The organism is Agrobacterium burrii, assembly GCF_017313405.1.
Lineage (GTDB): Bacteria > Pseudomonadota > Alphaproteobacteria > Rhizobiales > Rhizobiaceae > Agrobacterium > Agrobacterium burrii.
Genome location: NZ_JAFLNA010000001.1, coordinates 247,343 through 270,889 on the forward strand (window position 1 = coordinate 247,343; position 23,547 = coordinate 270,889).

The 23,547-nt window shown below is 57.8% G+C and carries 27 protein-coding genes and 2 tRNA genes; 12 read left to right on the forward strand and 17 right to left on the reverse strand.

What is annotated here, in order from left to right:
- Positions 1-112: 112 nt before the first annotated feature.
- Positions 113-1,081, forward strand: coding sequence for a LysR family transcriptional regulator (locus tag JZX89_RS01380; protein ID WP_207132865.1), 969 nt, complete (start codon positions 113-115; stop codon positions 1,079-1,081).
- Positions 1,082-1,358: 277 nt separating this feature from the next.
- Here the strand turns inward: JZX89_RS01380 and JZX89_RS01385 are convergent, their stop codons facing one another.
- From JZX89_RS01385 to JZX89_RS01395, 3 genes are all read right to left on the reverse strand, one after another.
- A complete protein-coding gene (locus JZX89_RS01385; protein WP_207132866.1) occupies positions 1,359-3,347 on the reverse strand; it encodes a bifunctional 2',3'-cyclic-nucleotide 2'-phosphodiesterase/3'-nucleotidase in 1,989 nt (662 codons plus the stop codon).
- Positions 3,348-3,563: 216 nt separating this feature from the next.
- The gene (locus JZX89_RS01390) at positions 3,564-3,899 is read right to left on the reverse strand and encodes a PilZ domain-containing protein (RefSeq protein ID WP_149897850.1); all 336 of its coding nucleotides are present in this window, start codon (positions 3,897-3,899) and stop codon (positions 3,564-3,566) included.
- Positions 3,900-3,996: 97 nt separating this feature from the next.
- A complete protein-coding gene (locus JZX89_RS01395) occupies positions 3,997-4,464 on the reverse strand; it encodes a DUF1203 domain-containing protein (RefSeq protein ID WP_207132867.1) in 468 nt (155 codons plus the stop codon).
- 163 nt (positions 4,465-4,627) lie between these two features.
- Between JZX89_RS01395 and JZX89_RS01400 the strand changes: the two genes are divergently transcribed.
- Together JZX89_RS01400 and JZX89_RS01405 are read left to right on the forward strand one after the other, a co-directional pair.
- Positions 4,628-5,506 carry a DUF4344 domain-containing metallopeptidase gene (locus JZX89_RS01400; protein WP_207132868.1) on the forward strand — a complete coding sequence of 293 codons (879 nt, stop codon included), beginning with the start codon at positions 4,628-4,630 and terminating at the stop codon, positions 5,504-5,506.
- 53 nt (positions 5,507-5,559) lie between these two features.
- Complete coding sequence (locus tag JZX89_RS01405; RefSeq protein ID WP_207132869.1) at positions 5,560-6,204, forward strand: dihydrofolate reductase family protein; 645 nt, start codon at positions 5,560-5,562, stop codon at positions 6,202-6,204.
- 57 nt (positions 6,205-6,261) lie between these two features.
- Here JZX89_RS01405 and sseA read toward each other — a convergent pair whose 3' ends face one another.
- The 4 genes from sseA to JZX89_RS01425 all read right to left on the reverse strand — a co-directional run bounded on the left by sseA (position 6,262) and on the right by JZX89_RS01425 (position 11,049).
- Positions 6,262-7,683, reverse strand: coding sequence for a 3-mercaptopyruvate sulfurtransferase (sseA, locus tag JZX89_RS01410; RefSeq protein ID WP_207132870.1), 1,422 nt, complete (start codon positions 7,681-7,683; stop codon positions 6,262-6,264).
- 16 nt (positions 7,684-7,699) lie between these two features.
- Positions 7,700-8,437, reverse strand: a complete 738-nt coding sequence (locus tag JZX89_RS01415; RefSeq protein WP_207132871.1) for an alanyl-tRNA editing protein — start codon at positions 8,435-8,437, stop codon at positions 7,700-7,702.
- A 12-nt stretch (positions 8,438-8,449) separates the two neighbouring features.
- On the reverse strand, positions 8,450-9,487 hold the full coding sequence (locus tag JZX89_RS01420; RefSeq protein WP_149897844.1) for a cysteine synthase A: 1,038 nt from the start codon (positions 9,485-9,487) through the stop codon (positions 8,450-8,452).
- 122 nt (positions 9,488-9,609) lie between these two features.
- Positions 9,610-11,049 (reverse strand): cryptochrome/photolyase family protein, encoded by a 1,440-nt coding sequence (locus JZX89_RS01425; RefSeq protein ID WP_207132872.1) that lies wholly within the window; start codon positions 11,047-11,049, stop codon positions 9,610-9,612.
- A gap of 188 nt (positions 11,050-11,237) precedes the next feature.
- Here JZX89_RS01425 and JZX89_RS01430 point away from each other — a divergent pair, with 188 nt between their 5' ends.
- From JZX89_RS01430 to JZX89_RS01440, 3 genes are all read left to right on the forward strand, one after another.
- Positions 11,238-11,519 carry a DUF982 domain-containing protein gene (locus JZX89_RS01430; protein WP_174373118.1) on the forward strand — a complete coding sequence of 94 codons (282 nt, stop codon included), beginning with the start codon at positions 11,238-11,240 and terminating at the stop codon, positions 11,517-11,519.
- Between the two features lie 135 nt (positions 11,520-11,654).
- Entirely contained in the window at positions 11,655-12,212 is a 558-nt protein-coding gene (locus tag JZX89_RS01435) for a methylated-DNA--[protein]-cysteine S-methyltransferase (protein ID WP_207133081.1), read from the forward strand.
- 113 nt (positions 12,213-12,325) lie between these two features.
- Entirely contained in the window at positions 12,326-12,769 is a 444-nt protein-coding gene (locus JZX89_RS01440) for a TIGR02594 family protein (RefSeq protein ID WP_153513565.1), read from the forward strand.
- Positions 12,770-12,834: 65 nt separating this feature from the next.
- On the opposite strand, the gene JZX89_RS01445 is transcribed toward JZX89_RS01440, so the two are convergent.
- Complete coding sequence (locus tag JZX89_RS01445; RefSeq protein ID WP_153513566.1) at positions 12,835-13,074, reverse strand: hypothetical protein; 240 nt, start codon at positions 13,072-13,074, stop codon at positions 12,835-12,837.
- A 170-nt stretch (positions 13,075-13,244) separates the two neighbouring features.
- Between JZX89_RS01445 and JZX89_RS01450 the strand changes: the two genes are divergently transcribed.
- Positions 13,245-13,664, forward strand: coding sequence for a DUF2934 domain-containing protein (locus JZX89_RS01450; protein ID WP_207132873.1), 420 nt, complete (start codon positions 13,245-13,247; stop codon positions 13,662-13,664).
- 98 nt (positions 13,665-13,762) lie between these two features.
- On the opposite strand, the gene JZX89_RS01455 is transcribed toward JZX89_RS01450, so the two are convergent.
- Positions 13,763-13,837 (reverse strand) — tRNA-Asn (locus JZX89_RS01455).
- Positions 13,838-14,013: 176 nt separating this feature from the next.
- On the opposite strand from JZX89_RS01455, the gene JZX89_RS01460 reads away from it, so the two are divergent.
- Positions 14,014-14,292 carry a hypothetical protein gene (locus tag JZX89_RS01460; protein ID WP_142839582.1) on the forward strand — a complete coding sequence of 93 codons (279 nt, stop codon included), beginning with the start codon at positions 14,014-14,016 and terminating at the stop codon, positions 14,290-14,292.
- A gap of 5 nt (positions 14,293-14,297) precedes the next feature.
- Here JZX89_RS01460 and JZX89_RS01465 read toward each other — a convergent pair whose 3' ends face one another.
- The gene (locus tag JZX89_RS01465; protein ID WP_149897785.1) at positions 14,298-14,942 is read right to left on the reverse strand and encodes an exopolysaccharide biosynthesis protein; all 645 of its coding nucleotides are present in this window, start codon (positions 14,940-14,942) and stop codon (positions 14,298-14,300) included.
- A 520-nt stretch (positions 14,943-15,462) separates the two neighbouring features.
- On the opposite strand from JZX89_RS01465, the gene JZX89_RS01470 reads away from it, so the two are divergent.
- Positions 15,463-16,050, forward strand: a complete 588-nt coding sequence (locus JZX89_RS01470) for a YqaA family protein (RefSeq protein ID WP_207132874.1) — start codon at positions 15,463-15,465, stop codon at positions 16,048-16,050.
- A 138-nt stretch (positions 16,051-16,188) separates the two neighbouring features.
- Complete coding sequence (locus tag JZX89_RS01475) at positions 16,189-16,743, forward strand: dual specificity protein phosphatase family protein (RefSeq protein ID WP_188355896.1); 555 nt, start codon at positions 16,189-16,191, stop codon at positions 16,741-16,743.
- A gap of 313 nt (positions 16,744-17,056) precedes the next feature.
- Here the strand turns inward: JZX89_RS01475 and JZX89_RS01480 are convergent, their stop codons facing one another.
- The gene (locus tag JZX89_RS01480; protein ID WP_149898141.1) at positions 17,057-17,260 is read right to left on the reverse strand and encodes a hypothetical protein; all 204 of its coding nucleotides are present in this window, start codon (positions 17,258-17,260) and stop codon (positions 17,057-17,059) included.
- A 352-nt stretch (positions 17,261-17,612) separates the two neighbouring features.
- Between JZX89_RS01480 and JZX89_RS01485 the strand changes: the two genes are divergently transcribed.
- Positions 17,613-17,753: a hypothetical protein gene (locus JZX89_RS01485; RefSeq protein ID WP_137002497.1), complete on the forward strand. Its 141-nt coding sequence runs from the start codon at positions 17,613-17,615 to the stop codon at positions 17,751-17,753.
- A 321-nt stretch (positions 17,754-18,074) separates the two neighbouring features.
- On the opposite strand, the gene JZX89_RS01490 is transcribed toward JZX89_RS01485, so the two are convergent.
- Both JZX89_RS01490 and JZX89_RS01495 read right to left on the reverse strand, forming a co-directional pair.
- Entirely contained in the window at positions 18,075-18,335 is a 261-nt protein-coding gene (locus JZX89_RS01490; protein WP_207132875.1) for a hypothetical protein, read from the reverse strand.
- Between the two features lie 271 nt (positions 18,336-18,606).
- Positions 18,607-18,683, reverse strand: a tRNA-Pro gene (locus tag JZX89_RS01495).
- Positions 18,684-18,911: 228 nt separating this feature from the next.
- Here JZX89_RS01495 and JZX89_RS01500 point away from each other — a divergent pair.
- A complete protein-coding gene (locus JZX89_RS01500) occupies positions 18,912-19,448 on the forward strand; it encodes a DUF1269 domain-containing protein (protein WP_149897781.1) in 537 nt (178 codons plus the stop codon).
- 73 nt (positions 19,449-19,521) lie between these two features.
- Here JZX89_RS01500 and JZX89_RS01505 read toward each other — a convergent pair whose 3' ends face one another.
- The 4 genes from JZX89_RS01505 to uppE all read right to left on the reverse strand — a co-directional run bounded on the left by JZX89_RS01505 (position 19,522) and on the right by uppE (position 23,360).
- A complete protein-coding gene (locus JZX89_RS01505; RefSeq protein WP_207132876.1) occupies positions 19,522-20,166 on the reverse strand; it encodes a hypothetical protein in 645 nt (214 codons plus the stop codon).
- A 174-nt stretch (positions 20,167-20,340) separates the two neighbouring features.
- Positions 20,341-20,490 carry a hypothetical protein gene (locus tag JZX89_RS01510; RefSeq protein WP_188355895.1) on the reverse strand — a complete coding sequence of 50 codons (150 nt, stop codon included), beginning with the start codon at positions 20,488-20,490 and terminating at the stop codon, positions 20,341-20,343.
- A 78-nt stretch (positions 20,491-20,568) separates the two neighbouring features.
- Complete coding sequence (uppF, locus tag JZX89_RS01515; RefSeq protein WP_207132877.1) at positions 20,569-21,810, reverse strand: polysaccharide biosynthesis O-antigen ligase family protein UppF; 1,242 nt, start codon at positions 21,808-21,810, stop codon at positions 20,569-20,571.
- Complete coding sequence (uppE, locus tag JZX89_RS01520) at positions 21,807-23,360, reverse strand: polysaccharide biosynthesis glycosyltransferase UppE (RefSeq protein ID WP_207132878.1); 1,554 nt, start codon at positions 23,358-23,360, stop codon at positions 21,807-21,809. The genes uppF and uppE overlap by 4 nt, the downstream gene beginning before the upstream one ends.
- Positions 23,361-23,547 lie beyond the last annotated feature (187 nt).

Sequence of the window (23,547 nt, forward strand, 5' to 3'; positions counted from 1 at the left end):
CTTGGGAGGGCGGGAGAGCACGACGCCCTTCCTTTGCCCCTATATGAAAAATTACTGCCATCAAGAAAACTGTGATAATATGAAAGCCATCTATCGATGAAATGGATGGGACATGGACGCGAACCCGACGCTCGACCAATTGCAGGTATTTTTGACCGTTGCCGAGACCGGCAGTTTCTCCGCCGCGTCGCGGGCGCTCAATCGCGCCCAGTCGGTGGTCAGCTACACCATCGCCAATCTGGAAGCCCAGCTTGAAGTCACCCTGTTCGAGCGCAACGGCGTGCGCCAGCCAAAGCTGACCGACGAGGGCCGCGCCATGCTGGAGGATGCAAGGCGCATCGTCGCCGGCCTGCAGGAAATGCGCGCCCGGGCCAAGGGGCTGAAGCAGGGGCTTGAAGCGGAGCTTTCCGTTGCCATCAGCACCATGGTTCCGGCGGAGGCCATGGTGGCGGTGTTGCGGGATTTTCGTAAGGAGTTCCCAACGGTCAGTCTCAGCCTCAATGTCGGTGAGTTGGGTATGGTCATGGACATGGTGCTCTCCCGCAAGGCGGGCATCGGCATCGGCGGGGCGCTGATGCGCCAGGATGACGAACTCGTCGCCGAAAAAGTCGGCCATTCCTTCATGCTGCCGGTCGTCGCTGCGGATCATCCGCTGGCGCAGATCGACCGGCCGCTGACCCTTTCGGATGTGCGTGAAGAGGTCCAGCTGGTCGTCACCGATGCGTCGGGGCTGACAAAGGGCCGTGATTTCAACGTGCTGTCCTACAAGACATGGCGGGTCAGCGATATCGCCACCAAATACCAGCTTATCAAGGGCGGTCTCGGCTGGGGCGGTCTGCCCGCCTCGATCGTTCGCAACGATCTTACCAATGGCAGCCTGAAGGCGCTCGAACTCGAGGCCTATGAGCAGGGGGAATATCCACTTTTTGCGCTCCGCCGGGTGGATTCACCGGCCGGACCCGCCGGCCAGTGGTTGGCCACGGCGTTTCAACAGCGTCTGTCGGCATGTCCGAATCATAAGGATTTCAGTGGTATGCTCGAAGCGAACAAGCAGCGGAATATTGCTGTCGCTGCTGAGTGACATTGGCTGTTGAAATAGGTCTGTGAAAGTGCCGCTTGTTTCTTCTCCCGAGGGGGAGAAGGTCGCGGCAGCGGGATGAGGGGGCAAGCTCTCCGAAATCCGGCAACCTTGCCCCCTCATCCGACCCTTCGGGCCACCTTCTCCCCCTCGGGGAGAAGAAACCTGCCGCACCCCCTGCGCTATACAATCGGCAACCCGGATCGATGACGTCGGACATAAACCCAACCGCGATTGAAGAAAGCTCCCGGCTATTTATCGCCTGGAGCGCAGGGTTCTCTTAGAGAACCAGACGGAACTTCGCGAAACCTTCTGCACCGTCGCCGGCATCCTCGATTTTCGCGCCCTTGATCTCGGCGGCGTAGTGGCGGCCTTTCGGGCCGGTCTCGAAGATTGCGGAGGTATTGGCAACCGGCGCAAAGGACCAGTTGGCATCCGCTGACGGGTTGATGGTGCCCTGATCGATGATATAGCGCACGATCACGTCGCGGTTGGTGTCGGGCGCCACGAAGATTACCTTGTCGGCGGCGATGTCGGGGAATTTGCCGCCGCCGCCGGCGCGGTAATTATTGGTCGCTACCACGAATTTCTGCTCGGGATCGATCGGCTTGCCGTTGAACTGAAGGTTGACGATGCGGCTGCTGTCGGGATTGACCGCTTTGCCGTCCTTGTCGAATTTCGCCGGCTTGGAAATGTCGATCTGATAGGTGACACCGTCGATGACATCGAAATTATAGGATGGGAAATCTGCGTTGAGCAGCGGTGCGTCCTTCGCACCAGCCTCGACCGTGTTGAACATGCCGGCGGACATTTCCAGCCAGTTCTTTACCTGCGCGCCATTGATCAGCACCGCCTGCACCGTATTGGGGTAAAGATAAAGGTCGGCGACATTCTTGATAGCAATGTCACCGGCGGGGACATCGGTATAATAATCCGCACCGCCGCGACCGCCGGACTTGAAGGGCGCTGCCGCCGAAAGCACCGGCAAATCCTTATATTGCCCTTCCTTCAGCATGTCCTTGATGTACCAGGTCTGGGCGTTGGAGACGATCTGCACGGAGGGATCGTCGGCCACCAGCGCAAAATAGGAATAGAGCGGGGCGGACGTCTTGCCGACCGGGCGGCGCACATAGGCAAGGGCAGCCTCGTGATCGGCCCTGGCGGCGGCGATGACTTCCGGTTTGTCGGTGAAGTCGGCGACGATCTTGCGGTTATCGTCGCGGTGGTAGATCGGCCGGGCTTCGGAGGTGAAATCGACGATTTTCCAGCTCTTGCCGTCCTTTTCGAGCAGCAGGTCGATAAGGCCCATATGCGAGCCCCAGAAACCGGCCATCACGGCGGGTTTGCCGAGAAGCGTACCCTTGACCGCATCAACACCTTCGATGCCGTCCCAGGTCTTCGGACCGGGGAAGACGAGATGCTGGTGGCCGGTGAAGATCGCGTCGATGCCTTCAACACCCGCCAGATAAAGCGAGGCGTTCTCCATGCGGTCGCTCTGGCCCTTGCCGTCGATACCGGAATGGGAAAGGGCGATGACGATATCGGCCCCTTCTTCCTTCATGGCTGGAACCCAGGCCTTGGCTGCCTCGATGATGTCGCGTGTCTGGGCCTTGCCCTCGAGGTTCTTGGAATCCCACATCATGATCTGCGGCGGCACGAAGCCGATGATGCCGACCTTGACCGGGCTGGTCACGCCGCCACCGTCGCGGATCTGTTTTTCAAGGATGACATAGGGCTTGAAGAACAGATCGTCCTGCTTCGGATCCGAGGCCAGCTGGCCCTTGGTAAGGTTGGCGCAGACGAAGGGGAAACCGGCACCGGCCAGCGTATTCGACATATAGTCGAGGCCGTAATTGAACTCGTGGTTGCCGAGCGTGCCGCAATCATAGCCCAGAACATTCATGGCGTTGATTACCGGGTGTTTGTCGCCGGCCTTCATGCCGCGCTCATAGGCGATATAGTCGCCGAGCGGGTTGCCCTGCAGGAAGTCGCCATTATCCACCAGCATCGAGTTTCCGGCCTCGGCGCGGATGGCGCCGATGATCGAGGCGGTGCGCGCCAGACCCATCGTGTCGTTCGGCTTGTCGGCGTAATAATCATAGGGAAAGACGTGAACGTGGATATCAGTCGTTTCCATGATGCGCAGATGCGCCTGATTGGCAGCGGCGCGGGCGGCGAAGGGGTGCAGCAGCACCAGCGCCGAAGAGGCAGCAATGCCGCCGAGCAGCGAACGGCGGGTGACGGGGTGGAGAGCGAGAAGCGACGACATGGGAACTCCTTCGGATGAAGCTTGCTCTGTCATGAGAAGCGGACAGGGTAGAAGCAATCGCCGAGGAGTCCATCACCAAAATGACAAGCCGGTGACAGACAGGCCTGTTTTCAACCGTTTGATAAATTTTTTGTCATAGGGGCGTGATGTGCACGCTTCCACATCGGGAGATGCGCTTCGTCCGGGCAGCGCATTCCGGCTTTCGGGGGGAGCAGATCAGCGAGCGAGCGTCGGTTTCACTTCTTCGTGGAAGAAGCGGAAATAGGAGGAGAGCTGCGCCAGCGTGTTGGTGGAAAGTTTCAGCTGCAGGCCGAGGCGGTTCTGGTGCTGCCATTGCACGACGCCCTCGATGAAGCCGAGATCCTCGCTCTGCACTTTCACCCGGCTTCCCTTGGCGGCAGCGAAAGTACCGTCCAGTTCGAGCGCCATGCCGGTGGCGGAGAGGTCCAGCACCCGGCCTCTGGTCGACTGGCTGAAATAGTGCACGGTCGCAAAAATCCTCGTCTTGCTGCGGGTTGCGCTGCGGGTCGCCATATTGAGGTTGTTTGTCATTTTGCTACTCAAATCAATTGTTTCCGATAACTGCATCATGGGGCACAAAGTTTGAAAGCCGTTTAGCCCTTCTGTTAAAATTGTAAGTAATCGGCGATTATGCTGTGTCGATACGGCACTGATAGCAATTGTTGCGGGCGGAGCGCACATGGACGTAGGCAACGTCCGCGCGTTCCAGCAGATGTTGCGCGCGCGATACGATCTCGCCTGTCGCCGTCACCGCGCCGGTGCCATAGACGATGCGGTCGTCGGCGCCATATCCGCGCACGATATAGTCGGGGCTGTCCAGTATCGGTGGAACGGCATCCGTCTTCGGATAGTGCTCGCAGGCCTCAGCGTGCAGAAAGATCGGACCCGTTTCGGCATAGGGCTGGAGCGAAGGGAAGGGCCGGTAGGCGAGGATCAGCATCTGCTCACCCTCATCGATCTGGGAAAGGCAATGACGGCAGGGCATGCCGCCGGGAGAAACGGCTTTCTCCGGCTGGTTGCCATAGGCGTCGGCAGCCCCCGCGCGGAAGGCCTCAGCTTCCTTAGCCGGCATTGCTGTAAAAACGAGATCGGTCATGGCGGGCTCTCTCTGGTTCGGATCGGCGTTGCTTCTTTGCAGCTATGATCCCGAAACGGAGCACTATCCACCCGATTCTTGACAGGTGATGCAACCAGCCCATTGCGTGTTTCGTTTGCATCAGGAATCAGTGACGCTCCTCGTTCCCGGAAGGTCTGATTTTATGTTGCGTCGTTTTCTGGCCGCCGTTCCGCTGGCTTTTGTTTCGTTGACGGCCCCGGCTCAGGCACAGGTTGCCGCCGGTCTCGATGGCCTGTCCGACGACCAGCTGCAGCAGGCGGTCAATTTCGTCATCGGCAACGCCATCTTCTCGCTTTATCACGAGGGTGCGCGCATGCTGATATCGGATTTCGGCGCGCCGGAAACCAGCAGCGTGCAGGCCCCGGCAGATCAGCTGGCGGGCACGCTCATTCTTCAGGCCAACGAGGAATGGCTGGACACCGCGCTCGTCAACGCCACCGACAGCTGGTATCTGGGACGCGAGGCGGAAACCTTGCCCGAGCACGAAGCGCCGGTCTTTTCCGCGCTCGTTCCCGAGAAAGGCCGTGACCGCAACATGGCCTGCCTGATGGTCGGCCGCGACAAGGACGGATATGGCGATCTGGCAGCCATGATGGGTCTGGACAAGGCCGAGTTCGACAAGTGCGCTGCTGCCTATCCGCGCGTCGCTTCGGCCTGGGAGAGTTTCCTTAGCCCCCATCGCAGCCAGACGCCGTCCAAATTCACCGTCAGCTACATGCCGCCACGCGATCCCGAGCTTGAACCCTACGCCATCATGATCAAGGAATCGAAAGTTCTCGATCTCATCAGCCGCAGTTTCGGCGCTTACGGTCTGAAGGGTGACGTCAAGCTCACGGCCAGAACCTGCGGCCGTCCCGATGTCTACTGGTCGGCGGAAAAGCGGGAGATCACTTATTGTTATGAGCTTGGAAAATTCCAGGCGGAGCTGATTGCCGATCATCTCATGAACACTGTCACGGAAGACAAGGGCGCTGCCGGGGGGCAAATCCCAGCAGCGGTCGTTCTGGAACGGGAAATCTGAGGTCGATTGCCGGACGCTGGCGATCTGGCCTCCTGAATGGGAGGTAAAGTGCCATGCCGAAGGTTGTCGTTCGCAATTTCTCCATTTCGCTTGATGGATATGGCGCGGGGCCGAACCAGAGCCTGCAGAACCCGCTGGGTGTGAACGGCGAAGAGTTGCATCAGTGGGCGTTCAAGACCCGCACCTTCCACCGCATGTTCGGCAAGGAAGGCGGCTCGACCGGCATGGACGAAGATTTTTCCGAAAAGAGCTTCGAAAATATCGGCGCATGGATTTTGGGCCGCAACATGTTTGGCCCCATCCGCGGCGCATGGCCGGATGAAAACTGGAAAGGCTGGTGGGGCGAGGAACCGCCCTATCACGTGCCGGTTTTCGTGCTGACACACCATGCGCGCCCGTCCTTCACGATGAAGGGCGGTACGGTGTTCCATTTTGTTACCAACGGTATCGAGGCGGCCCTCGATGGCGCGCTTGTGGCAGCAAACGGCAAGGATGTCCGCATCGGCGGCGGCGTCTCCACCATCCAGCAATATATGGCCAAAGGCATGATCGATGAATTGCATCTGGCGCTGGCGCCGGTGTTTCTCGGCAAGGGCGAAAATCTGTTCGAAGGGCTGGACTTGCCGGCACTCGGCTATCGCCCCACCAAAACGGTGGCGGGTGAGGGCGCCACCCACCTGATCATCGACAAGGCCTGACTATCGCGACAGTCGGCGTCGGGGAACGGCATGCGCCGCCCCCAACGAGCCGAAACCTCAGTTGCGCAATGAGATTTCGAGAAGCTCGGTATCGGACAGCGGCTCTACCCAGGCCTCATAGGTGCCGACGGGCGAAAATCCCATCATCTGGTAAAGATGCAGCGCGCGCGGATGATCGAGCGTGTTGGTCGTCACCGTCACCCGTTTAGGGTTATCCTGCCAGGCAGCGTAAAGCGCCTGCAACAGAAACCACTTGCCGACGCCAGCACCGATCGCCTCTTCGAGCAGCCCGAAATAGGAAAGCTCGGTCACCTCGTCGCTTGCCTTGTTCAACTCGAAGAAGCCGGCAGCGGCACCGTTGATGTAAAGAACCGTGACGCTGTTCTTCGGGTCCTTGAGAACGGCGGACAGTTCGGCGTCGCTCATGCGCATGCGCTTCTGCCAATGCCAGCGTTTCCCCACTCGCCAGTAAAGATAGCGATAAAAGTGCAGGGGAATATCGGTGACCCGCATCAGCGCCGTCTGAATATTGACGGGGATAGGCAGGCTGACCTTCGGAGGCGACGTCATTTCCAGCTGCGTCACATGCGCCTTCAAAGGCCCATGCGAGACCACGGGAACAGGTTCCGCGGGGCCGGTGACGACAGGCGTGTCTTCCAGTCCGCCCCATTCCGACCAGGAGCCGTCATAAAGCGAGTTGTCCCGATGGCCGAGCGATTCCAGCGCCAGCGTGATGACGGCGGCGGTGACGCCAGAACCGCAGCTCGTCACCACCGGCTGATTGAGATCGATGCCGGCGTCTGCCACCATCTTGCGGATGGTGGTGAGGTCCTTGAAATGGCCGTTCTCGGAAAAGGCTGTCGCGGGCAGGCTGCGTGCGCCGGGCATATGGCCCGAGCGCATGCCCGCACGCGGCTCGGCTTCGTCGCCGGTGAAACGTCCGGCACCACGGGCATCGGCAATCTGCTTTTCGCCGCTCTCGACAATACCGCGCATGCTTGACAGGGGGGTCACACGCCTTTCGTTGAAGTCGGGCGTAAAGGTTGCGGGCTCGATCTCCGGTGTGCCGGTTTCGAGCGGTCGACCGTCACGCTTCCAGCCGTCGAGGCCGCCATCAAGCACATAGGCCTTACGCACGCCCATCACCCGCAGCATCCACCAGACGCGCGGTGCGGAAAAGAAACCGGGACCGTCATAAACCACGATCGTGTCGTCTTCGCTGAGGCCAAGCTCACCAGCCTGTTCCGCAAAGAACTCTGGTGAGGGCAGGGAGTGCGGCAGGCCGGTCGTATGGTCGGCGATCTTATCCTGATCGAAGAACACAGCGCCGGGCAGATGACCAGCCGCAAATTCTTCCGCGCCATTGCGCTTATGTACCGGCAGATACCACGAGGCATCAACGAGACGAAACCCTGATGTGCCGAGCTGTTTTTCCACCCAGTCCGCCGAAACGACGAAACGGCTCTTATCCGTGCTCACGATGTCTCTCCTGATTTCAGGCAGCAGCTTCAGGCGCGCCGAAACGAATGCGGAACCGCCTGTTCTCCTTGCCCTTCTTTTCTATCTTGGCAATGTGAATATCGCCCACTTCCTGCGTTTGCGAAACATGGGTGCCGCCGCAGGGCTGGCTGTCGATGCTGGAATTTTCGCCGATGCAGACGAGGCTGACCCGGCCAAGGCCCATCGGCGGGCGCACATTCTTGGATTTGACGATGCCCGGATTGGCCTGAAGTTCTTCGTCGGTGATCCATTGCAGGAAGACGGGATGGTTGGCTTTCACCAGTTCCATCAGCTTCGCCGTCACTTCATCTTTGTCGATGGTTTCCGACATGTCGAAATCGACACGCGATTCGTCCTCGCCGACGGCGGCACCTGTTATCGGCCACTGGCAGACGACGGACAAGAGATGGCAGGCGGTGTGCATGCGCATCAGCTTGTAGCGGCGCGGCCAGTCCACATGCAGGGTCAGCTTTTCGCCGACTTCCGGAGAAGGCTGGCCATCGAGCGGTACATGGATGATGACGCTCTTGTCGGCACCGTTTTTCGTGATGCCGAGGTCGATGCGCGAGCCATCGGCCCGCTCGAGAAAGCCGCTATCGCCCGGCTGGCCGCCGGACGTTGCATAAAAGCAGGTCTGGTCGAATTCTATGCCGCCATCCTCATGCACCGCCGTGACGATTGCTTCTACGGTTGAGAGATAAAAATCGTCACGGAACAGGGCATTCACAGGCATTTCGGCATGTCCTCAAACGGTTTCGTACGGAACCGCAATCTCGCTTTTCGTCGCCAGCCATTGCGGAATCGGCAGCCCCTTGGAGCGCAGGAAATCCGGATTGAACAGCTTCGACTGATAACGATTACCGTAGTCGCATAGTATCGTCACGATTGTATGCCCCGGACCAAGCTCGCGGGCAAGGCGGATTGCGCCGGCAATGTTGATGCCGGAAGAACCGCCGAGGCAAAGCCCCTCCTTTGTCACCAGATCGAACAGCACCGGCAGGGCTTCCGCATCCGAAATACGATAGGAGAAATCCGGTGTAAAACCTTCCAGATTGGCGGTGATACGCCCCTGTCCGATGCCCTCGGTAATGGAAGAACCTTCGGACTTCAGAACACCGTGCTTGTAGAATTCGTAAAGGGCCGCACCCTCAGGATCGGCAAGGCCGATCTTGATATCAGGGTTGAAATCGCGCAGGCCATCGGCCACGCCCGCAAGCGTTCCGCCTGATCCCACCGAGCATATGAAGCCATCGACCTTGCCGTCCGTCTGGTCCCAGATTTCAGGCGCAGTCGTTTCGATATGGGCCTGACGGTTGGCGATATTGTCGAACTGGTTGGCCCAGATCGCGCCGTTCTCGTCGGTCGCGGCAAGCTGTTTCGCCAGCCGTCCGGAGACCTTCACGTAATTGTTCGGGTTGGAATAGGGTGCTGCCGGAACCTCGACCAGTTTCGCGCCAAGAAGCTTCAGCGCGTCCTTTTTTTCTTGGCTCTGCGTCTCGGGAATAACGATGACCGTCTTGTAACCGAGCATATTGGCGACCAGCGACAGGCCGATGCCGGTATTGCCCGCCGTGCCTTCGACAATGGTGCCGCCCGGCCGCAGCTGTCCGCGCCGTTCGGCGTCGCGGATGATGTAGAGCGCGGCGCGATCCTTCACCGACTGGCCGGGGTTCAGGAACTCCGCCTTGCCGAGGATTTCGCACCCCGTCGCTTCGGAGGCAGCTTTCAGACGGATGAGTGGCGTGTTGCCGATAGCACTGAGCGCAGAGGGATGAATGGTCATGATTGAGCCTTCTTGTCTGAGCGGAAATTAGGTGCCGTTATGTCCCGTTACAACTGCCCCAAGGCAAGAAATTATCTTCCCGGCTTGGGCTTCGCCACGCAAAATTTTGCCGATACCCAATTTTATGCGTTGTTCTTCACCGCCGCATAGGCTGCAAGCGCTCTTTCCCGCGCCTTTCCGTGATCGACGATTGGTAACGGATAGGTCTTGCCAAGCTCGATGCCCGCCTTTTGCAGCACCTCCTTCGGTGCTTCAAATGGCTTGTGGATGTATTTCCGCTCCAGCTTGTCCAGCTCCGGCACGAAACGGCGCACATAATCCCCATCGCCATCGAATTTTTCGCCCTGCAGGATGGGGTTGAAGATGCGGAAAAATGGCGAGGCATCCGCCCCGGAACCCGCCACCCATTGCCAGTTGGCGGCGTTGGAGGCAGTATCGGCATCGACCAGCGTATCGCGGAACCACGTCTCGCCCTTGCGCCAGTCGATCAGCAGATGTTTGATGAGGAAGGACGCCACGATCATCCGCACCCGGTTATGCATGGTGCCATGTTGCCACAATTGTCGCATGCCGGCATCGACGATGGGATAACCCGTCATGCCGCGCGTCCAGGCCTTGAAGGATTTCTCATCGTCCCGCCAGCCAAAGGCGTCGAAACTGTCGTTCCAGTTTTTCTCGTCCAGTTCGGGGAAATGAAACAGCAGGTGATAGCAGAATTCCCGCCAGACGATTTCCTTGCGAAAACGGCTGATATCGTTTGAGGCGATGTGGCGGGAAAGCCCCTTCGTTGCGTGCCAGACGGTGGCGGGCGATATTTCACCCAAGGCCAGATGCGGCGAGAGCATAGAGGTTGCGTCCTTCGCCGGAAAATCGCGGCCTTCCTCATACCCCTTTAAGGCACCGTCGATGAAGTCATCGAGTTTTTCCCGCGCGCTGTTTTCGCCGGGTGTCCATATCTCGCTGAAATCCTTCGCCCAGTCGGGCTTGACCGGCAGTAGCTTCCAGTCATCAAGCTTTTCCGATTTCGGCCATGTCGCAGGTGCCTTGAAGCTCTTCGGCGCATCCGCCGGGGCATGGGGCTCCTCGCCACCCTCAAGCGCCCGCCAGAAGGGTGTATAGACCCGGTAGGGGCCGCCGGATTTCGTCTTCAACCGGGACGGTTCGTGCAGCAGGTGGCCGGAAAAGCTGCGAACGGTCAGACCGTCATCCCTCAGGTTTTGTTTCAGCGCCTTGTCGGTCGCCAAGCCGGCTGGTTCGTACCGGCGATTCCAGAATACGGCTTCAGCGCCGGTTTCGGATATCAACTGGCGCAGCGTCTTTTCGGCGTCGCCGCTTCGAAGCAGCAGACGGCTGCCTTTTTCTTCGAGTGCTGCGGAAAGCGAGGCAAGCGAATGGTGAAGCCACCACTCCTGTGCACCGCCCAGCGGACCAGAGGATTTTTCCCTGACATAGACGGGGATGATGGGGCCGCCGTGATCCACTGCTGCGAGAAGGGCAAGATTGTCCGAAAGGCGCAAATCCTTGCGGAACCAGACGATGACGGGGGAGGCTGTTATTGGCATGAAAGAACCCGGTTCACTTCCGCTTGAACGAGTGTTGAAACGCTTTGTTCCGCAAATCGGCTAGAATGGAAAGATGGGGCACATGGTTTCTCGAGGGTTATTTTTTCGCTCTTGAAACAGCAGGTGAAGGGAACCAACTGGAGGAGCCGGCGTTTGTCGCGGGTTAATAGAGCATGGAAGTGCAATCAATGTTGCTGAAAGACGTTAAGTGGGAAAAGCCCGTTACCATCTCCCTTGAAAACGGTGCTCCCCGGATTTTCAACGGCGTTTACGAAGCCTTCGATTTTCTGCAGCACGAATGGCCGGAACGCGGCGATAAGGCGCATGAGCAGGCGCTTCGCCTGTGCCGCGCCTCGTTGATGGGTGATGTGGCGGGAGAAATCGCCCGTACCGCATTCGTTGCCGCAAGCCGGCAGGCGCAATGCCTGATGGAGGACAAGGCGGAGGAGCCGAATAAAATCGCATCCTGAGCGGATTTTCAGGACTGATCCGTTAAAGGCCACCCGCCAGAGCAGGGTGGCCTTGTTTTTTTGAGATCAGGAAACGGGTTGTTTCGGACGCAGGATATGGCATCGTGTGCGCCCGAAAGCGGATGAATGAATGCGATGACCAACCACTACGGCTATATTGTTTTTCCAACCGCACTCGGCCATTGCGGCCTAGCATGGGCAGGACGCGGCATCGCCCGCCTGCAATTGCCCGGTGCTGACGCAGGAGAAACCGAAAAGCTTCTCCTTAAACGTTTTCCGTCGTCCACGATTGCGGTTCCCGACACACGCACGCGTGAGGTGATCGCGATGATCACCCGCTATTTCAGTGGTGAGGCGATTGATTTTACCCCCGTTGAACTCGATCTTGCCGGACAGGATCGTTTCTTTCTCGATGTTTACGCGGTGGCGCGGCAAATCGGCTGGGGCCGCACGACGACCTATGGCGGCATAGTAAGGGACCTTGGCCTCGGCATGGAAAAGGCCCGCGATGTCGGTCAGGCCATGGCGAAAAACCCGGTGCCGCTCATCATTCCCTGCCACCGCGTTCTGGCTGCCGGCGGTCGGCTGGGCGGCTTTTCCGCACCGGGCGGAACCAACACCAAATTGCGCATGCTGGATCTCGAAAATGGCGGCCGCAGCCGTGCCGATGAGGCGCAGGGCAGCCTGTTTTGAAGCAATGACAGATCAGGCCGCATGAATAGCTGTCTGATTTCTGCCCATTTCTCGTCAAATTGTCGCTAAATTGTCACAATACACGGACGCCCTGCAACATAAGGGCGAGACGTTTGAGAGTATCCGCGTTAATTCTATCCGCTGCCTTGGCTTTTACAGTCGCGGCGCCGGCCTCTGCCGGCATGCTGAACCAGGCAGAAAAATACACCGGGCTGCATGAGTCCAAGAACAATAAGAGCCTGAAGAATATTCTTGGGGCAAACCCCCGCAGCACCCCTTGGTGCGGCCTTTTCCTGCATGCCGTTGCCGGCAAGGCCGGCCGGCAGTCGCCGAAATCCTACGGATTTGCAAAATCCTGGACGTCTTTCGGTTATGCCGTTCCCGTCAGCCAGGCCAAGCCCGGCGATATCGTCGTCATCCGTAACGGCCGCGGTTATCACGCCGGAATTCTGAAGAGCATGAGCGGCAAGACCGCCCAGATTCTTGGTGGCAACCAGTCTGGCCGGGTGCAGGTATCCAATTTCAACCGCAAGGCAATCGTTTCCGTGCGCCGTTGACGACCGGACAACATCATATTTCTTATAAAGGCGGGCAATGACCCGCCTTATCCATTTTAAGCGGCCTATGGCTGCTCCCTAGTGCCCGGTGCGGCATCTCGCTGGTCATCGTCCTCAAGGTCGGTGGCAACGATGAAGGCGTCCTCATGCTGGCGCGCAGCCTGCCGGCGGGCGCGCAGGTTCATCGTCTCATCCGGATAAATCTCACCATCCTTCGATTTGAGTTCGCTGTCGGTTTCGAAACGCGCCACATCTTCGTCGCGAATATCGAGCGGTTCGTTCTTCGGCTTCTTTGGGGTGTTCATGGATAATTCTCCTGCGGGGTTTCTGCGGGCAAACGATCCCGCCTCCATGACGGTTCCCTTTTTCGAAGAAATGCTCATTCGCAATCGGTCTGCGAGGAACAAAGTCTGGCTTTTTCTGTTTTTTCAGTGGCACAATCAAAACCGGTGCAACGCAAAGAGGGAGGCCTGTTATGAGCCATGATCGCGAAGCCGCAATCCGTGAAAAAGCGCGCGCAATATGGGAGAAGGAAGGCAGACCTGACGGGCATCATGAGCGCCACTGGACCGAGGCGGAACGGGAAGTCTCCGCCGGTGCGGGAGCCGCAAAGACCGCGGGTAAAAACGGCGTGAAAAAATCCGCTGCCGCCAAGACCTCGACAGACAAGACCTCGACGGACAAGGCGCCTGCGAAGAAAACGCCAGCGAAGAAGGCTCCGGCTGCAAAGGCTAAATCCCCGGCGGTAAAATCGCTCGAGAAGGAGCAGAAGTCGACGGACAAGGGTAAAGTTGACGATCTGACGGAGAGCCTTGAAGAAAGTTTCCCGGCAAGCGATCCACCGGCGCTGACCAACGCCGCAAAGGCAACGAAGCGTGTGGTCAAGAAGAGCTGATTGCCTGTAGCCCGCTATCCCGGCGGGCGAAAGACGCCACGAGCCGGATCGGGCGAATGCAGCGGCACTTCGCTCTTCAAAACATGTTTTGAGAGAAATGGCTCCCCGGGCCGGATTCGAACCGGCGACCTGTCGATTAACAGTCGAATGCTCTACCGCTGAGCTACCAGGGAACGTGCGCTGCTTGGCGCGGTGTGAGCGGGGTAATACAAATGCTTTTCCGATTTGCCAAGCGGTTTTTTCAAAAAAAACGCATTCCTCTTGTTTTATCCCTCTGAAGTCCCGATTTTCCGGGCTTATCGACGGTCAAAAAATTATCCACAGGCCAGACGCTGAAGGGCAGGATGGAATGAAATTCGGAATGAACCACAAGACGGGTCGCCTCCATGTCGGAAAATGGAGCCTTGCCATGCCGCGTTCGCGGGTTGGCAGGATCGCCACCGGCTCCGCTTTGGTGGTGGGCGGAACGTTGGGGTTTTTGCCCGTTCTCGGTTTCTGGATGATTCCGCTCGGTCTTGTCGTACTTTCGCACGATCTGCCGGCGGTGCGCCGCAGGCGGCGAAGGCTCGCGGTCTGGTGGGCTTCGCGACAGAACGGCCGCGAAGCCCGTCGTAACAGGGGACAGTAGGCTTTTTATCCGCCGATCGAGCTGCTGATGCCCTGTCCGGCCCAGAAGGCGGCATAGGCGAGCGCTGCGAAATAAATCGCCGTCAGGCCGAGAAACAGATAGCCACCGAGCACGGTGACACCGTCACGCTGGATCATGCCCGCAGATAAAAGCAGGATGGCGACGCCGGGCAGGGTGTTGGAAAAAGGAATGAAGCCGAGCGGCATCATCAGCAGCACGCCCGCCGTCATCAGCGCCAGACCGTTTATCCTGTTGGCGACGATGCCGGTGGTGAGCACCGGTACACGCGGACGAATAAATCCATCCAGTTTGGAAACGATGGCGACACCTTTTTGAAGCGCCGGCACCAGCTTTGCCGTTTCCATCTGCCGGTCGAGAATCTTCGCCGGCAGCCATGGCAGGCGGTTCAGCGTGATCGCCAGGCTGACGAGGATGATCGCCGCGCCGAACACCGTGCTGACGCCGGGAATGGAGACCGGAATGAGAAAGGGCAGGGACGCAATTGCGCAGATGAGCAACAGGCCCTGTTCGCCGATTGCTTCCATCAGTTCGCGCAACGTGATCGTCTGGCCCTGCAACTTGCCTATAAGCTTCTCCAGCGTGGTGCTGAGCTTTTCAGACGTATCAGTGAATGCGAATTCGTTCGTCATGCCGCTTCCCGGAAGTTGTTTTAACTCCGGGTTTGATAACATTCATCCAGCCGCATGCCTATCGCCGATAGAAATCGGCAGCGTCATGGTTCGTCATATCTTTCGCTTTGTTAGTGCGAAACCCAGTGGCTATAGGCGCCGGCGAGAAGAACCACCAGCAGGATGGCGAGTATCACCGGATTGATCGAGGTAATGAAGTTTACATAGTCCATGATAACTTCCTCCACTTCTTACGTCTCTTATTCTACAGCAAAAAGGCGAGTTCATCTACCTCAGGGTGAAATTTCGCATTGCAGCAACCGACCGCCGGTGTGGACTGGAATTGCTAGCATTTCCCATTTTTCGCGATGCAAAAATAAATCTTCCAACATTTGCCATTCTCTTGCGTTGTGTCTAATCCTGCTGCGGCGCTGGCTCTTCTCCGTCTGCTGCGCGCCGTCTTAAATCGCCTCAATCATCGCTGAGATGCCTCGGCACTCCCGCTTTGACCTCGCTCCACACTCTTCCCCGGGGACATGAAATGCTGAAAAACATCTATGCTTGGACGATGGCCCTTGCGGCGCGCAAAACCGCCGTATGGTGGCTGGCGGTCGTCGCTTTTGTGGAAAGCTCCGTCTTCGTCGTGCCCGCGGATGTGCTTTTCCTGCCCATGGTGTTGGCCAAGCCGAAAAAGGCGATGTTTTATGCGTTTGTGGCGACTGTCGCCTCGGTCCTCGGCGGCATCGCAGGCTGGTTTCTCGGTCATTATGCTTTCGAGAGCCTTGCGCGGCCCATCCTTGAATTTTACGGCAAGCTCGACAGTTTCGAACAGCTGAAGAACTCGGTGGACTACGAAACCATCATTCTCCTGCTGGTGACATCGGGGCTTGCGCACCTGCCGCCCATCAAGGTGGTGACGATCCTCTCAGGCGCGGCCAATATCAGCCTCGGCCTGTTCATTCTTTCAGCCGTCGTCACACGTGGCGCTCGCTTTTTCATTCTTGCCGGACTGCTGCAGAGATATGGTGATTCAGTGCGCCATTTCATCGAAAAACGCCTCGGCGTTATCACGGCAGCAGTGGCCGCGGCGCTCATCGCGGTCTATGCGGTTTACGTTTTCGTGCGTTGATCGAACGCAATTTTTCTACTCTTACAATACTGTCGCATAACTTTCAGCTTGCTGTCAGAATCCATCTGTATCGGTTCTCTTGTCGAGTAAGGGAACCGTTTTATTATGCGAAGATTTTGGAAGTGCTCCCTTGGGGGCATGGGCGTTGTTGTGCTTGCGGCAGGCGGATATCTCTACGCCATCCAGCTCCTCGGCAACTTTCACGAGGTTGTGGCCGGTCAGCTTTACCGCTCCAACCAGCCGAGCAACGAAGAGCTTGTCCGCTACACCAAAGATCACGGCATCAAGACGGTTATAAACCTGCGCGGGCCGAACGAATCCAAGGCCTGGTACCGGGACGAGGTCGAAACAGCGCGCGAGCTTGGGCTGAAGCACATCGATTTCGGCATGTCGGCCAGCCAGGAGCTCAACATGGATCAGGTCAACCAGCTCGTCGCGATCATGCGCGATGCGCCAAAACCGATCCTCATTCATTGCAAGGCCGGCGCTGACCGGACGGGCCTCGCCACCGCCCTCTATCTCAGCCGCGTCGCGCGTCTTGGTGAAAAGGAGGCGGAGAGCCAGCTTTCGGTGCGTTACGGCCACATCGGCATCCCCTATCTCTCGGCAACCTATGCCATGGATAGAACCTGGGAAAATGTGGAGCACATGCCAATCACCGACGACTTCGCCATCGCGTCAAATGAATTCTGAGGGCGTTTCGTGCTGATCCTGCGTAAATCATGGACCCTTCCCGGCATAAGGATTTGCGTTCCGTCTTGATTGCCGATGCGGTCAGGCTGGGCGCAATTCTCGGTGCAGGCGTGCTGAATTGGCGAGGCCATAACAGCAGTGGAGTGGTGAGAAGGCGAACCAGGATCCGGTCTGTAATCGACCCGACCAGCAACGCACTAACTTGTCGGAGAGCGATGCTGGCAGCTGAGCGCTCCATTCACATCAAAGGCATGGTCCATCAAAGTTACGGTATCCTCACCCGGTAAACCGCATCCAACGGCAAACAGCCAGCTCAATCGCCTGCCATATCCGGCGTCCAGCCACGCGTATATCCTTTGCCCATGATGGCAACCGCAAGGGAAAGCTGTTCCTGCAAATGTTCGATTTCACCAAGCAGCGTTTCGACAGCCGCCCTTGCATCGCCATCGTGACACTGGATGACGTATCCGGCTATGTCGTCAGGCCGTACAGGGGTGATTTTTGCAGCATCGGACATATCGGCGACCTCTCTTTTGTTCACTAAATGTTCCAATTTTAGCGAAGAGTCAACAAAGCAATGTGAGCAATCGTTCTCTTTGACGAGAGGCGAGTGGCGTGAACAAAGAGCAAATCGCCAACCTGTTGATTACTTGGCATTCCTCGCTACTGAAACGAACGAAGGGTGGCTGATGAGCGTCATACGGCAGGGGATGGCTGGGGCATGAGGCAAGCGCCCAGATGAAAAAACCGGGCGGGCCTGCGTCAAAAAGACCGTGCTTGAGCGCGTGAATGAAGTTGCTGAAACAGCAGTTTTGACGTAGCTCTACCTGCGGGAGATTATGTCAAGTAATAGACTGGAAATATTCAAAATGACGGATTGGAATTGGGTGGATTTGTTCCCTATAGTCTTCTTCCCGTTCAAGATTATCGTATTGGGTACGGGCATGTACTTCGCCATCAAGTGGCATCATGATCAGGCGAAGAAGGAAAAAGAAACCAGCGGATCGTAAACGCCCGTCGGAAACACTCGTGACGCCCCAGATTACCCGGGCCAATATCCAGTGATGCGGCAGCAATTTGCGCAACAGGGCAAGGCCACGAGCACCTTCATCTAAAACACCTGTTCCAGCGACTAGTGCCGCGAATGGATCCCCGTAGCCACCACGAGGGACTATCTTTGCGTTTGATGGGCTTCAGGGGTAAGTCACCACTCCGTGACGAAGCAACAATTGCTACCGACCTAACGCCGGAAGTTTTTGTTCTCCTCAGTGTGGTGAATACCGTTGATGGCCCCTCAATTATCTTGTGACGTGGCTCGTTTGGGTCAAGCCCTAGTGGACTGCGGGATTCTCGTCTTCAAGAAAGCTACGAATGCCGTCCTTTTCGCACGTGGCAAGGAATTCTTCCCATGCATCTTTATCGGTGGCGAAAGGCTCGTCCCAGGTGGTGACAAGGTCATTTTCGCTTATGACCTCAAGCTTCCAATCCTGCTGCGTGCCGGCGGATCGGTAAATATCGACGAGGACCGTGATGCCGTCATCTTCGAATTCGCCTGAAAATTCGGAGTGTTCGATTTTTGATTTCTTCGCCATGTCTATGTCCTTCAGGCTCAGGCTTCGTCAGGGTGCTGGGGGTGTCCTTGAACGCGATAACCGTCAGGGAGACGGCGATGGCGGTAAGAGCAAATTTGGTCTAGCGCTCAATCCATCAGCCTCCAGCAAATCAAATGCGCGCCGTCAGGGCGGGAGAGAACCAAACACCACGGAAAGCTAACGCGCAGTTGCGAGGGCGGACCGCTGGCTACAATGTGGCTAAAACAAATATAGCCAGCTCTGGGGGAACTGGCTATCTATCTGATTTTTATGGTCGGAGCGGCGGGATTCGAACCCACGACCCCTTGACCCCCAGTCAAGTGCGCTACCGGGCTGCGCTACGCTCCGAACCTGAAAGCCGTTTATATATAAGCCTGTTAGGGCGCAAGCGGAAAATCGCCTTTTCTCAAAAAAAGGAACAAAGGGTGTGGATGGCGGGCAGGGGAGAGACTGTCGTTCCGTTTATTGCCGGTTGCTTCCGTCAAACGCATGACACATCCTCTTTCCATCATGGCTGGAACCTGCCGTGAACTTCAGCGTTCAATTGCAGCGGAATTGAAACTCAGGGAGATAAATATGTCCGAACTCGTCGTTGTTGGTTTTGATGGAACGGAAGAGGCCGACCGGGTTCTTCTGAAGCTTGCCGGCCTGAAAAAGGAATATCTGGTCGATCTGGAAGACGCCGTGGTCGTCGTTCGTGATGAGAACGGCAAGGTGCATCTGAAGCAGAGCGTCAATCTGACGGCGCTTGGTGCAAGCTCCGGTTTTCTGTCCGGTGGCCTCTGGGGCGGCCTTGTTGGCCTGCTGTTCCTCAATCCGCTGGCGGGCTTTGCAATTGGCGGTGCAATCGGTGCGGGCACGGGCGCTCTGGCGGGTTCGCTGACCGATTTCGGCATCGATGACGATTTCATCAAATCCCTTGGCGAAACCATCCCCAATGGCTCTTCGGCGCTGTTCGTGCTGATCCGCAAGGTACAGCCGGAAAAGGTCATGGCGGAACTGGAAGGGCTGCGCGGCCGGGTCATCAAGACCTCGCTGTCTCCGGAGCAGGAAGCGCAATTACAAAAAGCTCTGTCGGGTGAAACCGCGCAGGCGGCTGCGCCCGTCGCTTGAATGGCAACAGGAACAACGCTGCGGCATGATCCATGCCGCAGCGTTTTGTCCAGATATGTCTGGAAGCGGCCGCTTAGACGGTCAGCGTGCCGGGTTTAGCCTGCGGCCAGGTGAGATAATAGTAGCGGCTGCCGACGCTGCCGAAAAACGCGTTGTCGCCGGAGATGCTGTCAACATAAGCGCCGCTGGCGCTCTTGGTGTAGGCTGAGCCGTCGCGTTTGAGGTGATCCTTCAGAAAATCGCTCCAACCCGTCGTGGCGATCTCGGTTGCCGGTTTCGAAGTGGTTTTCGAATCGGACTTTACATCCCACGCCTTGATCTGCGCGCCTTCGGATGGATCGGATACGGTGAGCGTGCCGGCTGCCAGTGCTTCCAGCATCGCCTTTGCCTGCGAGCCCTTGTCCGGGTCCTTGGACAGGTCCTCCAGCATCGCCTTCAGATCCTTCATGAAACCGGCATGTGTGATATCGCCGGGTGACGCCTGAGGTGTAGTCTCGGTCTGCGTCTCTTCGCCGGAGGTCTGCGCATATTGCGCCAGAAGCTGTGTCAGCCTCGTATTGGTGGAAGAAGAAGACGTATCCACGCCATAGGCGCCAAGAAGCGCTGCCCGTGACGAGGAGGATGAGGTTGCGGTGGAATTGTCATCCTGCTCCTTGATGGCCTTGAGGGCTAATCTGGTGGCAGTGAGGCGGGTGGACAGGTCGACGGAGGAAACCATCTCGGTAACTTTTCCATGATCAGCCCGATACGCATCATTCGTACCGAACCGGCTTGGCGCGGATCCTTGATCCCGCCTTTCGTCTTCTCTCATAAGAAGACCGGGTGCGTCCCGCGCCGCTTGGGCTTGGGGTGCACCCGGTCTAATGAAGGAAGTTTGCGCGACGCTTGCGCCTTAATTTTCCTGAACGGAAACGCCGTTCGGGCCGATATTCATCTCGATGCCCTTCGGCTTGCTTTCCTCGTGCCAAACATAGGCTCCAAGGCCAACAAGGACCACCATCAGTGCGCCGATGATGAGATAGAGATTATTGGTCTGCGTCATAAGATGTCTCCCCGTTTGACGATCGTAATCGGGGGCTAAACGCATGAAATCGCGCAGGGTTCCGTAAGGGGAAGCATTTTAGGCGCGGCTTGTGCGGCGGCGCAGGTTTTCGCGTTTTTCCAACGCCATGCAGCCCCACAATATGCCGAGCAGCAGGAAGAAATGCCGCCAGTGATCGGTATCGATGACGGCGCCGATCATGACGTGGCCGACAAAGGTCACCCAGGAAATGATCAGGAACGGCTGCCATGGCCGCGGCCGCAGCAGCTGCCTGAAACCGGCAGCGATCGTCCAGCAGATCAGCGTCAGATAGATCACGAAACCGAACCAGCCATGCGTTGTCAGGCTTTTCAGCCAGATATTATGTTCGGCGGCGGGAAAGATATTGTCGAACACCATCGGCCCGATGCCGAGCGGATGCTCCATTGCCAGCAGGAAACCGAGATAGTGACGGGCAAAACGCCCCAGATGCCCGCCATCATAGGATTGCACCGCCGATGCGCGGCTGAAGAACAGGTCGGAGACCTGTTTGAATTGCAGCGCGATGATGACGGCTGCGACCATGAGCGCGACCGCAACGAGAAACAGCACGAGAATTTTTAGCCGAAACGCGGCTGTGCGCTCCTTCAGCAGCATGACGAAGACGAGCAGGAGGGCGGCGAATAAAAACAGGCCCCATGCCGCACGCGAAAACGACAGGAACACGCCAAGCGACAGGATCAGCAGGCCGAGGATACGCCAGGGCGCATGCATCGCCTTGCCCGTAAGCAGGCCATAGATCAGGTAAAGCGACGGTGTCACCAGGAAGGGACCGAAGACGTTCGGGTCCTGAAAGGCACCCTTGGCGCGATCGTAAAGCGTGAAGACCTCGAAGCCGGGAAGGGCGTGAAAATATCCGATGATACCGAGCAGCGAGGTGATCAGCGCCGCCGCGAGCCAGGCGCGAAAAATCAGCAGCAGCCGCTGGTATTTGTCCTCGATGATCGCCGCGTAAAAAACCGAGGTCAGCGCCAGAAAGGTCGAGACGGCGAGGTAAAGCGGTCCCTCGTCCAGATCGGCCATGGTGGTCAGCGAAAGATAACCGCCGACATTAAAGGCAAGCAGCAGGCACAGGAGCAGCACGACGGTGCGGGAAAGGCGCAGGCCCAGCAGGAACCAGATGGCCACTTGCCCGACCATCATCAGTTCGTAGGGCGCCGGTTCGGAGATGACGAAGCCGGAGAGGAACACGCCGAAGGCAATGAAGAACGAACCGACGAGCCGCATGGCGGCGAGTGGCGCGTCAAAACCCGGTGCGTGCTGGTAACCGACGTGGGTCAATAGGCGTTTTCCGATTTGAGCAGCCGTATCGGCGTCAGAAACAGGATCTTGAGATCGAGGAAAAGCGACCAGTTCTCGATATAATAAAGATCGTATTCGGTGCGGAACTTGATCTTGTCGCCATGGTCGATTTCGCCGCGCCAGCCATTGATCTGCGCCCAGCCGGTCACGCCCGGCTTGACCTTGTGGCGCGCGAAATAATGCTCCACCACTTCGGTATATTTCAGATCACCCGTCTGGGCATGCACTGCGTGCGGGCGAGGGCCGACCAGCGAGAGATCGCCATAGAGAACGTTGAAGAGCTGCGGCAGTTCGTCCATCGACGATTTGCGCAGGAAACGGCCGACGGGTGTGACGCGCGGGTCGTTCTTGGTGACGGCCTTCTTGGCGGTGGGGTCGCTGAGTTCCGTATACATGGAACGGAACTTCCAGACATTGATCGTCTCATTGTTGAAGCCGTGACGCTTCTGTTTGAAGAGGACGGGGCCTTTGGAAGTGGCCTTGACGGCGATCCCGGCACCCAGCATCACCGGCCAGAAAAGGGCGATGCCGAGGAGGCTGAAGGTGATGTCGAATATCCGTTTCGCCACCGAATCCCAGTCGCGGATCGGCTTGTCGAACACATCGAGCATTGGCACATTGCCCACATGCGAATAGGCGCGCGGACGGAACCGCAATTTATTGGCATGTGCTGCGATGCGAATATCAACCGGCAGCACCCAGAGTTTGCGCAAGAGCTGGAGAATGCGAGCCTCTGCACTGAGCGGCAGGGCGATGATCAACATGTCGAGCTTCGTCAGACGGGCAAATTCCACCAGTTCGGCAAAGGTGCCGAGTTTGGGATAACCGGCGACAACCTCTGGCGAGCGCTCGCTTTTCCGGTCATCAAAAATCCCGCAGATGCGGATATCATTGTCCGACTGCTGCTCGAGCGAACGGATGAGGTCTCTGGCAGCATCGCCGCCGCCGACGATGACGGCGCGGCGTTCCATGACGCCATTACGGCCCCAGTGGCGAATGGCGAAGCCAAGGATCAGCCGTCCGGTGAAAATGGCTACCGCGCCTATCGCGTACCATATGCCGAAAGCCGGCCAGGAATGCAGCGCATCGGGAAAAAAGGCGAGAAGGAAGCAGGCGATGCCCACGAAAGACAGACACACTGCGCCCTGAATGCGGGCAAACATCTTCAGCGGCGTGCGCAGCGTCGGCAGTTGGTAACAATCGCTCGCCTGCAGCAGGAACACGCAGAGCGCCGCGCCCAGAACGCCGGCGGCGAAAACCGAGAGAAAGGTTTCAAGACCCCGGTCGGCGGCGATGCCGTTGACGATGGCGGCGATGACCACGAGCATCGTGAATTCCAGCAGCCGTAACTGGCCGATCACCATATTCGGTGAATGGTTGCCGGCACGCAGCTGGTTGGCGATCTGCCGAGCAAGCGGATTGAGAACAACGGTCTCGGACCCCAAAGGCTCACCGGCTTCGCGCTCGGAGATTTGCTTGCGCAACGACGCCAGATCGAATTGCAGTCTGTCCTTGTCAGCCTTGGTCATTACTTGGTCCGCACCCTCTAGCGGATCGGCCCGAAAATCGAGATCGATTTTCGATGGGAACGATGCGCAACTTCAAAGTGGTAAAGCCTCCTTGCGTAGCGTCCGAACGGACACACGCGCTCTACGAGCAGGAAACTAGCCGAAACATGCTAAGAAACGTTTATGATGCTTTTCTACAGGATAGCGG